8 protein-coding genes are annotated in these 13,075 nt (G+C 33.7%); 5 read left to right on the forward strand and 3 right to left on the reverse strand.

The features are described from left to right. Positions 1-3: 3 nt before the first annotated feature. On the forward strand, positions 4-1,089 hold the full coding sequence (prfA, locus tag C6368_RS14240; protein ID WP_107039896.1) for a peptide chain release factor 1: 1,086 nt from the start codon (positions 4-6) through the stop codon (positions 1,087-1,089). A gap of 752 nt (positions 1,090-1,841) precedes the next feature. Here prfA and C6368_RS14245 read toward each other — a convergent pair. Beyond that, on the reverse strand, positions 1,842-4,718 hold the full coding sequence (locus C6368_RS14245; RefSeq protein ID WP_107039897.1) for a T9SS type A sorting domain-containing protein: 2,877 nt from the start codon (positions 4,716-4,718) through the stop codon (positions 1,842-1,844). A gap of 277 nt (positions 4,719-4,995) precedes the next feature. Between C6368_RS14245 and C6368_RS14250 the strand changes: the two genes are divergently transcribed. Genes C6368_RS14250 through pyrF form a run of 3 tightly spaced genes read left to right on the forward strand, consistent with a single transcriptional unit; the run spans position 4,996 to position 9,092 of the window. Then, on the forward strand, positions 4,996-7,401 hold the full coding sequence (locus tag C6368_RS14250; protein ID WP_107039898.1) for a TonB-dependent receptor: 2,406 nt from the start codon (positions 4,996-4,998) through the stop codon (positions 7,399-7,401). Position 7,402: 1 nt separating this feature from the next. Further along, entirely contained in the window at positions 7,403-8,203 is an 801-nt protein-coding gene (locus C6368_RS14255) for a DUF4249 domain-containing protein (RefSeq protein WP_159038613.1), read from the forward strand. A gap of 58 nt (positions 8,204-8,261) precedes the next feature. Next, complete coding sequence (gene pyrF, locus C6368_RS14260; RefSeq protein WP_107039900.1) at positions 8,262-9,092, forward strand: orotidine-5'-phosphate decarboxylase; 831 nt, start codon at positions 8,262-8,264, stop codon at positions 9,090-9,092. A 441-nt stretch (positions 9,093-9,533) separates the two neighbouring features. On the opposite strand, the gene C6368_RS14270 is transcribed toward pyrF, so the two are convergent. Together C6368_RS14270 and ade are read right to left on the reverse strand one after the other, a co-directional pair. After that, on the reverse strand, positions 9,534-10,412 hold the full coding sequence (locus C6368_RS14270; RefSeq protein WP_107039902.1) for a cation diffusion facilitator family transporter: 879 nt from the start codon (positions 10,410-10,412) through the stop codon (positions 9,534-9,536). Positions 10,413-10,532: 120 nt separating this feature from the next. Beyond that, positions 10,533-12,155, reverse strand: a complete 1,623-nt coding sequence (gene ade / locus C6368_RS14275) for an adenine deaminase (RefSeq protein ID WP_107039903.1) — start codon at positions 12,153-12,155, stop codon at positions 10,533-10,535. Between the two features lie 299 nt (positions 12,156-12,454). Here ade and C6368_RS14280 point away from each other — a divergent pair. After that, a partial coding sequence (locus C6368_RS14280; protein ID WP_159038614.1) for a tyrosine-type recombinase/integrase occupies positions 12,455-13,075 on the forward strand: 621 nt, incomplete at its 3' end.

Raw genomic sequence — 13,075 nt, forward strand, 5'->3', positions numbered from 1 at the left:
TTTATGGATAATACATTATTAAGCAAATTAGAAGCTATACATTACCGTTTTAAGGAAGTTGGTCAATTAATCGTTGACCCTGACATTATTTCGGACATGACACGCTATGTTAAGCTGAACAAAGAATACAAAGATTTAGAGGAACTCGACAAAGTTTACGAAGAATATAAAAACGTCTTAGAAAACATCGCTTCGTCACGTGAATTACTTGCAGAGGAGAAAGATCCTGAAATGCGAGAAATGGCGAAAATGGAGCTAGATGAATTAGAGCATCAACGTCCAGAAATGGAGGAAGAAATCAAATTCATGTTGATACCTAAAGATCCAGAAGACGACAAAAACGTGATTATAGAATTGCGTTCTGGAACGGGTGGAGATGAAGCTTGTATTTTCGTTGAAGATATTTACCGTATGTACACCATGTACTTCAAGGAAAGAGGATGGAAAGTTGAAATCATCAACTCCAACGAAGGAACAACTGGTTACAAGGAGGTTTCCATGAACATTGAAGGAGATGGAGTTTATGGAACGATGAAATTTGAATCTGGTGTACACCGTGTTCAACGTGTCCCTGAAACAGAATCTCAAGGTCGTGTTCATACATCTGCCATTACCGTAGCAGTTTTACCTGAAGCGGAAGAAGTAGATGTTCAATTGAATATGGGTGACGTTCGTCGTGATACTTTCCGTGCTTCTGGAGCTGGGGGTCAACACGTAAACAAAACGGATTCAGCCATTCGTTTAACACACGCGCCTTCTGGAATTGTTGTTGAATGTCAAGATGGTCGTTCTCAACACAAAAACTACGATAAAGCCCTTACTGTTTTACGTTCAAGATTATACCAAGTTCAATTGGACAAAATCATGGAAGAACGTGCTGAAAAGCGTAAGTCATTGGTTTCTTCAGGAGATAGATCTGCTAAAATCAGAACTTACAATTATCCTCAAGGTAGAATTACGGATCACCGTATCAACAAAACAATGTACAATCTTTCGTCGTTTATGAACGGAGATATTCAGGAAATGGTTGATTCTTTGAAAATGGCTGAAAATGCTGAGAAATTGAAAGGTGAGGAAGGGATTGCTTAAATAATTACGAATATTTTAATTACGAATTACGAATTTTGGTTAACTCAAAAATATTCAAATGCGTTGCACTAATTGTGTAACGCATTTTTTGATTGTTGGAATTCGATTATTCTGACTCTGCTCTGACTGCACAGGATATTCATTTTGGTAAAATGAATATCTGTCAAAAGAGATCCCTCGGCGTTTCACTTTGTCGGAATAACAGGTGATGGGTTTAGCTAGTCGGGAGAAATGTTACTCAAGCTTCGCTTGAGTAACATTTCTCCCGAAAACCAACAAGATGAGTCGTCATTCCGACAAAATTTTAATTCTTTCATAAGAATTAAAATGCCGAGGAATCTCTTTTATACTCCCTTTGGTCATGAGATCACTTCGCTAAGTGTACAAAACGTTCTTTTCATTGTTGGAATTTTACTTGATTCTAAAATTGAAAGATTGAAGGATTGAAAGATTGAAGGATTGAAGGATTGAAGGATTGAAGGATTGAAAGATTGAAAGATTGAAGGATAAATTTATTAAAATGCGTTACGCTGATTGTGTAACCCATTTTTTTGTTTGTGGGAATTTAATTATTCTGACTCTGTTTTGACTGAAAAGATTATTCATTTTGGTAAAATGAATATCTGTCAAAAGAGACTCCTCGGCGTTTCACTTTATCGGAATGAAAGGTGATGGGTTTAGCTAGTCGGGAGAAATTTTATTTCTTAATTACTTTTTTAACTTCATTTTGGTACTGATCAACAATATGAANTTTATTTCTTAATTACTTTTTTAACTTCATTTTGGTACTGATCAACAATATGAAAAAAGTAAATTCCTCCCCTTACATTTTGTAGGTCAATAATTTCTCCGATTTTATAATTTGTGATATCCTTTACTTTAGCTCCATTCAAACCATACACCGTAATTGTGTTTGCTTTCCCTATTCCAGTAATTTTATATTGTCCACTCGATGGGTTTGGAAAAATATTTATTTGACCAGTTATAAATGGGTTCTTTTTTGGAATTTCGACAATCAAGCCATCAAAATTCTTTCCGCATGAAATATTGTTAGATAAGAATGCATTTCTGATTGAATCTCCTTTTTCAAAAAGAGATTGGAGTGGTGAAGTAATCGCAGTAGAATTTGCTTCATCTCTTGTAAACAAATACGCATAATCAAGGGTTATCATATCTCCTTGACTTATGGATGTTTCGCCAAAACTAGAAAACATTTTTCTATCACCTTCCTCATTGGCAGTTCCTGAACCGTCAATATCCATTTCTGACCAGTTTTCAAAAGGTGGCTGATTTCCACTTGTTCCAAATTGAAAGGTGTCATGTTGCCATGGAAAAACATATTTCGTCGGAACAGAACCGCCAAATCCAAGACCACCATAAGTTATGGGATTTCCTGCTGCGGTTAATCCTTTAGCATTATTAATCCATCCCTCAAAATTCTCATCGCCAGACAAATCAGTTGGAGTAGCTAAATCAGCGTTTGAACCTGAACCAACTAATCTATAATAAGGAACAGAATAAGCCAGTCCACTATATTCATTGTCTATGATTCCATCACCAAAACCTAAACCATTGATAGATTCATTTTCTTCAACTCCAAAATCATCATCAATGCCATTGTCTTCATTTTTAAAACCTTTTAAAATCATTGTTCCAGTTGCAGCTAATCGATCATTAAATCCTACACCATAATTTGAATAGTCCGATAAAGTACCATTATAAAAATAAGTCATTCCTAGATCTGGATTTGTACCTATATAATCATTATTGTATTGACCAATATCACCTTCTTGATAAACACCCATATAAAACTCATTTAAATCAGCTCCTCTGGAGATCACATTTAATTTTCTAAACAATACATTTCTAAATGTTGAAGTTGAATCACAATCAAAATGATAGATGTAGCTATGGAATTCTAATTTTCTATTCTGATTGCCTTCATCCCAATAATGAGAAATGCTAAAAACACATTCATCACCATAAATAATTGGATAATCTCCTTCCATAGGTTCATAAACTCCGTTTTTATTGAAATCAACAAAATCTGCTAATTTTTTCGCTTGACCTTTCGAAGTATTTCCATTACCTGGCCAATTCCTTATTTCCCATACAGGAATATAGTCAACGGTTCCATTTTGAATAGAGTCCAAATGATCAGCAATTATTTGCCTACTTAAATGATAAGAACGATTATATTTTGCTTCCTCAACTTCATCATAGTCTTCTTCATTCGTGCATGGTCCCGGCAATTCACTTGTACCAGTTTGATAGATTAAAGTATTTCCGAATTTATTATTATCGGAATCGACACCAACATAGTTGTCTAAAAGTTCTCGAGATAATCTTTGTTGGTTTTTATAAGTAATTCCTGGGGAAATTCCATTCATTGCAAATGCCCTAGAACCTAAACCAATGTTCATATTCAAATCACAATTTTGAAAATCGAAGGAATTATAATACTCTTCTTTATTTAGAATTAATGTTTCATCGAAACTCTCCAAATATGGAATATAACCTTGAATAAAAGTATCTGATTTAACAACACGTTTGCCATGATTGCTTATTACTCCATCCAAATAGTAATTTTGATCATGCTCCACCACTCTATTTATAAAAACCTGGTTAATTTCTCTTTCCTCCAATTTATTAAATTCCTTATCAAGAATTAATAACGCAGTTGGACCCGACATTTTACCAGAATAGATAACGTAATACTTATTGTCCTTATAAAAAACGAAGTTTTGGTCAGAGCCAAAGGTATATCCCAATTCCAAATCAATGGTTTTGATATAATTTCCTTCAGAATTTATAATGTTAAACACTTCACCATCCGTAATCACAATATCGTTATCGCCATTCACGAAAATTGTAGTTCCTAGCGTGTACTTAAAATGGTAGTTAGGATTTAAATCGATTTTAGTAAATTGATTTTGACCTTCTCTTCTGTAAATAAGAATATTTCTATCATTTACAGCTTGCGTATTGATGAAATACTCTTTGCCTTTCAGCATAAATAATTTTCCCATTTTCTTACCTCTCTCCATGTCATATAAAGTTAGACTATGAGTCGTAACTTCTTCAATCAAGACACTTCCAAAATCAATTATTGACATTGCAATTCGTTTTAACCTTAATCCGCTATTAAGATATGAAACCATCTCACCACCAATTAATTTCGTTTCCATGTAGCCGACTTTGTACAGACCTTCAGAATACTCGATTCCCAATAAATTTCCTGATTCTATTTCTGTTTTTAACCAAACTAATTTTACACCACTGCCATTTTCAATTATTAAAACATAATAGCGATGTACACCTTTATCAAAAATTCCAGAAATAGAATTAATATATCCTACATCATTAGAAAAGGAAGCATCTACATAAATATTCTTCTGAAAATTGATGACTTCACCGTGATCATCAATTTCTTGGGTTGTTAAAATTAACTCATTGTTGGGTGAGATAAACATATTAGTATACAACATTTCATTGTTATTGCTGATATGAAAGAAATTCGAAAAGTAGGAATAAGATGTGGTTGTAATATTTCCATACGACCTGTTGAACTGTGAATAACCAGAATTTAAAGTAAGTAGAGCAAATAAAAATAGTAGTGCTTGTCTCATAATTTAGAATTTCAACTGAACTAATATACGTTATAAAATGATAAAACGTTGGTTAACTTGAAATTATTATTGGGCTAGTTGAATTAAAACTTTACTCATCTCTTAAAGATTTAACTGATTTAAAATTGTGAATTGTATATTTTACAAAATCGTATTAGACATTCATTCTAAATTTATTCATTAATGAAATAATCAGATTATTCAATCGTTAAAATAACTACAATTTTTATACATAAATAATTATCTATATTTGTCAACTACTATTTAACCCACAATAATGAAAGGACTTCTACTTCTATCCATTCTTTTTAGCACATTTTTCGCATTCACCCAAGAAAATGCAACTTTCAGTGGGTCTATTTCAGATTTTAGTTCTGGAGAAGAAATAATTGGAGTACAGATTTATACTTCAGATCATAAATTTGGCGCATTAACCAATGAATATGGGTTCTTTTCTCTCACCTTACCTAAAGGTGAATATTCAATTATTGTTTCCTACTTCGGATACGAAAAGCTGCTGCTTACTTTAGATTTATCAAGTAGCATTCAGAAGAACATTCAGTTAAAATCAAAGCTTCAAGAATTTGAAGAAGTTACAGTATCTGGCACCAAAGAAAATGACAACATAACCAACACTGAAATTGGTGTGGATCGACTTCGCATTGAAGATATTGATAAACTTCCTATGATTTTCGGGGAGAAAGACATCTTAAAAGCGATACAACTTTTACCAGGTGTGAAAGATGAAGGTGAAGGAAGTGCTGGATTTACTGTTCGTGGTGGAGCAGCTGATCAAAATTTGATTCTTTTGGACGAAGCTACAGTTTACAGTGCATCACACCTTTTAGGGTTTTTCTCAACTTTTAATTCGGATGCCATTAAGGATGTTACCTTATACAAAGGAAATCAACCTGCCAACTATGGAGGGCGATTATCTTCTGTTGTTGATATAAAAATGAAAGAAGGAAACAACAAGAAATTTCAAGTAGATGGAGGAATAGGATTGATTGCTTCTCGATTGACAGTACAAGGACCAATCGTGAAAAACAAAGGTTCCTTTATGATTTCTGGAAGAAGAACTTATGCTGATTTCATTGCGAAGGGTTTCTCTAAGGATCTTCGTAAATCGGGTTCTCAGCTTTATTTTTATGATCTGAATGCTAAAGCAAACTATAAGCTAGGTGAAAAGGACCGAATTTTCATTTCAGGATATTTCGGAAGAGATAACTTCATTATAAAAGATAAATCTTATTCTTCTAATGAATTTGGAGAAATATATGAATCTGAAAGTCAGTTTGGACTGCAATGGGGTAATAAAACGGGGACAATTCGATGGAATCATATCATTAACAACAAGCTTTTCTCCAACACCTCTTTAATTTACAGTAATTTCGATTTTCGTATTATTAGTGAGAATAATTATGGAGATGATTACGACATGTATAGAATTTCCTCAATCATCAATGATATTCATTTAAAGCAAGACTTTCAATGGTTTGCCAATTCCAAACATAAATTGAAATTTGGACTAGATGCCATACTTCACCAATCCATTCCTGGAATGGTTGAATCTGAACAAGATAATCAATTCGGTCAATCAAAATTCAAGCGATCAACTACATTACCTAGTTTAGAAATGGCAGCTTATGTTTCAGATGATTTTCAAATAACCAACAAACTAACCGCAACTTATGGATTACGTTTTTCTACTTTTTCTGTGTTAGGAAATGGTGAATCAACATTCACATTTGATAAAGATGGAAGTATAAACGATTCTTTGTTTTTCAGAAAGGGAGAATTTGCAAAAACTTATTACAATATTGAACCTCGTTTAGCACTATCCTACGCGTTTTCTTCGGTAACATCAATCAAAGCTGCTTATGCCAGAAACACGCAAAACATTCATACTCTATCCCCTTCCATTTCTTCCAATCCAATGGATATTATTTTATTTACTTCTTACCATACCAAGCCAAGTATAGCAGATCAAATTGCAGTGGGATGGTTTAGAAATTTTTACGACAACAAGTTGGGTCTAAAAATAGAGTCTTACTTTAAAAAGACACAAAACGAGGTCGATTACAGAAATTCAGCTGATTTTCTTTACACAAAAGCAATTGAAGGAGAATTGCTGTACGGAAAAGGAAGAGCGTATGGATTGGAACTTCAATTAAAGAAAAATAAAGGAGATTTTACGGGTTGGGTTTCCTACTCATTATCAAGAACAGAAAGAAAAATGGAAGGAATAAATTATGGAGAATGGTACAACGCAAGACAAGACAGAACACATGATTTATCTGTAGTGGGAATGTATGACATTAATTCAAAATTGACTTTATCTGCCACATTTGTATTGCATACAGGTAATGCAGTTACTTTCCCAACTGGGTTTTATTATTTAGGAGAAAATTATTATCCATCGACTTCATTTTCTGGAAGAAACCAAGAAAGAATGCCTTTATATCATCGTTTAGATTTGGGATTAACTTGGAAAAAGAAATCTACTGAAAAGTATGAATCAAGTTTCAATTTCTCTCTTTATAATGCTTATGGACAAGCAAATGCTTACATGTTTCAGTTTGAACAAGATTATACAGAAAATGGTCCAGGTCCAATGCAAGCCAGAAAGATATCTCTCTTCAGGTTTGTCCCTTCAATTACGTGGAATTTTAAAATTAAATAACATGAAAAATACAATTTTATATGTTTTTTGTTTGACTTCAATCGTCTTCTTGTCTTCATGTGGAAAAGTTGTCGATTTGGAATACCAAAATAATTATGATCGACTTGTAGTAGAGGCGCTTTTGGTTAAAGATGAAAGCACTCATAAAATAAAAGTTTCTCATGAAATAAATTATTTTGAAACACCAGAATTTAAGCCTGCGGAAGATGTAATTATTACCATTAGTGATGAAAGTGGAAACATTGGCACTTTTTATTATATCGATAGCGGATATTTTGGTTTAGATAATTACAATATTAATTACAATACTAATTATACTTTGAGTTTGAAAGATGGCGATAAGATAGTTGAAGCTTCATGTAAAACCTCCTCTGAAATTATATTAGACACTGTACTCACCACTTATTACGCCTTAGATAATGAGAATTCAACCACCGCATTAAAACCTATATTTATTGATCCTGCTAATGAAAAGAATTATTATTTAACTGGTTTTTCAGAAATAGGATTTACACAAAACAACTATTACTCTAAATATTCCATGTTTACAGATGAATTAATGGATGGACAAACCAACAACAACGCTATTCCTGTCTATTATCAAAGCGGTGACACAATTGAATTTAGATTGAGATCGGTAGATTATTATCGCTATCAATTCATTAAAACCTTTGAGGAATCTTATAATGATGGAGGATTTTTTAATGCATCACCTTCCAACCCTATTTCGAATTTTAAGGATCAAGCTCTTGGATATTTTTCTGTTGAAGTGGAAGAGAGAATGACAGTCTTGATTCCATAACTCACTTACCACAAAATTTCATTATATTTGCCGTTCTTATTTTTTTAAGTAGTAAGTAATGACAAGAGAAAAACTCATCCAAGAAATAAAATCAACGAAATCTTTCCTTTGTGTTGGATTGGATACTGATATGGATCGTATTCCAAAACATTTATTGGATACTGAAGATCCGATTTTTGAATTCAATAAGGAGATTATTGATGCAACGAAAGATTATTGTGTTGCTTACAAACCAAATATTGCTTTTTATGAATGTCTTGGACCAAAAGGATGGGAATCGTTAAAGAAAACTATTGATTATATTCCAAAGAATAAATTTACGATTGCAGATGCAAAACGTGGTGACATTGGAAATACTTCTCGTTACTATGCGAAAACTTTCTTCGAATACATGGATTTTGATGCAGTAACAATTGCACCCTACATGGGAGAGGATTCTATTACTCCATTTTTAGAATATAAGGATAAATGGGTAATTGTTTTGGCATTGACTTCAAATAAAGGAGCATTGGATTTTCAATTCATGACAGACTTGTCAGGAGAAAAACTATATGAACGTGTTTTGAAAAAAACATCTAAATGGGGAACTCCTGAAAATTTAATGTATGTTGTTGGAGCTACCCGAGCAGAAAGCATACAAACCGTGCGTAAAATCGTTCCAAATCACTTTTTCTTAGTTCCTGGTGTTGGAGCACAAGGTGGAAGTTTAGCTGATACATCAAAGTACGGTTGGACAGAAGAATGTGGACTTTTAGTTAATTCTTCTCGTGGAATTATTTATGCTTCAGACGGTGAGGATTTCGCTGAAAAAGCTGGTGAAAAAGCAAAGCAAGTTCAAGGAGAAATGGAAGTTATTTTGAAGGAGAAGGGATTAATTTCTAATGGTTAATTATTAACGTTTATCCGATGAAAATCGGATGGTTAACGTGGCTTGACTCGGAAAAAAAGGAACGCGGAGTTTCGCAAAGAGGCGGAGATTCGCAGAGGGTAAAAGTAAAAGAGGAAAAAAAGGAACGCGGAGTTTCGTGTGGGGGGTTCACCTGCGGTGAGGTTAACACGGAGGTTAATGGAGGGCTTTCACAGAGGTGCACAGAGAAGAGGTGACGTTTGGTGTAGAGGGAAAAGGAGAAAAAAAAGCAGGACTCAGATATTCACAAAGATTAAAGTTGTAATTCAAGCTTAAAAATGGAAGAGTAATTCCCTGCTCTCGCAATGTTTCTCGCTCTGTATCTTTGCTTCAAAAATGAAATGTAAAGCATTGAGAACAAGGAAACATAGAAATCGAAGCCTCGTTAAACAATAGTAATTAAACCTTAATCATTTTTTGCAGTCATTTAAAAGTACATCCTTCGTCATCCAATTCAGTTTCTACTGTAAAATGGCTGAAGTCTTTCTCTTTTAGCAGCTTTTTGACCTTTTCTTTGGTTAAAGTTATTTGTTCAAAAGATTCAATATTCTTCAAACATAAATGCGTTGAAAAAACATGGTGATCTCCATCGAGTGACCATACATGGGTGTGGTGCATATCGAAAACGTGTGGAATAGCAAGAACTTCCTTCTGAATTTCGTCTAAATTAATTTCTTTAGGCACTCCTTGAAGAAAGAAATATAGTGTTTCTTTTAAACGACCAATCACTCCATATAAAATATAAGCCGTTATCGCCAAGGATAAAATGGGATCAATATAAGGAGTTGGGTAAAAATAAATCACAATGGCGGCGATTAGCACAGCTCCCCAACCTAAAACGTCCTCCAACATATGCCAATAAACAACTTTCTCGTTCATACTTTTTGAAGAACGCATTTTAATGACAACTATTCCATTGACCATTACGCCGATTAAAGCAAAAACAATCATTCCCAAAGCATCTGATTCTTCTGGATGAATTAATCGTCCTATCGCAGCATAAATAACAAAACCAGATCCTAAAATAAGAATCACGCTGTTAATTAACGCACCCAATAAAGAATAGCGTGCATATCCAAAAGAATATTTCGAATCAGCTTTTTGTTTGGATTTCTTTTCTAAATACCAAGCAGAACCTAGAGACAAACTATCACCTAAATCATGAATCGCATCGGAGATAATGGCTACACTATTCACGTAAATTCCTCCAATAATTTCGAATATAGAGAAACCAAGGTTCATCCAGAAAGCAAGCTTTAGATTCTTCGTTGATGAATGATCGTGATTATGATTGTGAGCCATATATCAGTTTTGAGGGTGAGTTTAATATAAAATTAAGATAATCTTGAAAAAAAATATACTAAATCGTATAGTTTCATCTCGAAATTTTCCGTCCCCTTCAATAGTGAGATTGTAATATCATTAATTGTAAAGCGAAACAAATTGAAATGCTCCACCATCAAAAAGTCCCTTATCACTAAGTTTTAATTGAGGAATAACCAATAAAGCACAAAATGAAAGGGTCATGTAAGGAGAACTCAATTGAGCACCTAATTCTTTTGAACGTTGATCTAAAAATTCATAGCGCTCTGCTACTTTTTCACCGCTTTCTGTTGTCATAATTCCTGCAACCGGCAAACCTAAGACTTCTTCTTCCGTGCCATTAGCCAGAGAAATTCCGCCTTTTTCTTGAATAATTAAATTTACCGCTTTTTGAATATCCTCATCGTTTGTTCCAACGGCAATGATATTGTGACTGTCATGCGCTACGCAAGAAGCAATTGAACCTTTTTTCAATCCGAAGTTCTTTATAAAAGCCACTGATGGCTTTGCATCAAAATAACGATTGACGACAACAACTTTTAAAATATCATTTTCCACATCAGCGAATAATTCACCGTTTTCAGATTTAAGTGTATGCTCCGTTTCTTTGGTCACCAATTGACCATCTTCAACTACGATAACTCTAACATTATCACTTGTGTTGAGCACTTTTAATTGAGATAATTCTATAGGAGAACAATTGAAGTTATTTGGCATTTCGGCTTCTACTCTAGGAAATTGAACTTCATCATTTTCAAAAACGATATTTCCATCAATGATTGTTTGCTTTACTTTAAAGTCCTTCAAATCTTCAATGATACAGAAGTCTGCTTGATCACCAATTCTTAATTGTCCAACATCCATATTGTAATGTTCGATTGGATTTATACATGCGGCTTGTAAAATATTGAATAAATCACAACCTTTTTCAACTGCACGTGCCACCAATTGGTTAATATGTCCCTCTACAAAATCGTTGGGATGTTTATCGTCTGAACACAACATCGTATCGTTCGGAAATTCATCAATCAAAGTATAAAGTGCTTCAAAATTCTTAGCAGCACTCCCCTCTCGAATTAGAATTTTCATTCCATATTTCAATTTATCGAGGGCTTCTTCCTTCGTAAAACATTCGTGATCGGTTTCAATTCCTGCTTCGATGTATTTTTTAGCATCTTCACCCCTTAATCCCGGTGCGTGACCATCCACTCTTTTGTTTAGACTTTTAGCCAATTCAATTTTCGCCATAACATCTTTATCTCGGAAAAGTACACCCGGATAATTCATCATTTCGGCTAAATAATGCACACGAGGTAAATCAAATATTGCACGAAGATCTTCCAAACCTATCTCAGCTCCTGCCGTTTCAAAAGTCGTAGCAGGAACACAAGAAGGCGCACCAAAAAAGAACTTAAAAGGAGTTTGCCCCCCATTCTTGACCATATATTCAACTCCACTCCTACCCAAAACATTTCCAATTTCATGTGGATCAGAAATCGTGGCTACTGTTCCGTGTTTAACCGCCAATCGTGCAAATTCGGAAGGAATTAACATCGAACTTTCCACATGAACATGCGCATCAATAAACCCCGGAAGAATGTACTGATTTGGAACTTCATCGCAAGGTGTAATGGAACGAATTTTTCCATTTTCGATTTGAATTGAACCTTTGATGATTTGTTTATTTGATATGTCAAGAATATGTCCTTTGAATTCAGTCATCATTTTATTTTTTTATAAAAATAATCAATTAGGGATAATCAATTAGGAATTACGAATTTTGTTTGACTCGGGATTTAAGGTTTCCTTGAATCGGATGATTCCCAAAGAAAATATTTTAGTTGGTTGGATATTATCTCGATGATTCATAAATCGATTGTTAAATAGGTTTTATATCAAATACGAATTACAATTCTATACTAGGAAGAATAAATTACATTCTAAAAAGGTAATGTTAATTCTATTAATCTTTCTTATCTTAGATTAAATCAAGATACCAAAATCACCTTAAAATCAACAAGATGTCGACAGTTAAAGCTAAGATTATAGAATATGAAGGAAAACAGCGAATTGCCGTAGAATTTGAAAACAAGTTAGAATTGATTAATCGATTCAAAAAGCTCCAAGGAAGAAAATGGAGTTCTACCTTAAAGGTTTGGCATTTGCCGGATTCATCGAGGTATCGAGAAATGTTTGAAATTACTTTATTCAAGTATGAAAAGCTATCCAGCGAAGTAATCGAAAGTTTGGCTGTTTTCAAAAAGTATATGATTTATAAAAGATACAGTGAGAATACGATTAAATCATATACTGAGCTACTCATAGTATTTTTTAACTTCTTTCATGAAAAGAGCTTACAGGAAATTAATAATGAAGACTTTGTCTTTTTCAATACTGAATATATAATGAAAAGGAAACTTTCCTCCAGCTACCAAAATCAATTGGTAAATGGATTGAAGTTATTTTTTCGAGAAGTTCAAAATCGAACGCTGGAAGTAGATTTAATTCAAAGACCTCGACAAGAGAATAAATTACCCAATGTTTTGAGTAAAGAAGAGGTGAAAGCTATTTTAGATGCGCCAATTAACCTAAAGCACCGCATGATGTTAACATTGATATATGCCTGTGGTTTAAGAAGAGGT

The organism is Brumimicrobium mesophilum (assembly GCF_003025005.1).
Classification (GTDB): Bacteria; Bacteroidota; Bacteroidia; order Flavobacteriales_D; family Crocinitomicaceae; genus Brumimicrobium; species Brumimicrobium mesophilum.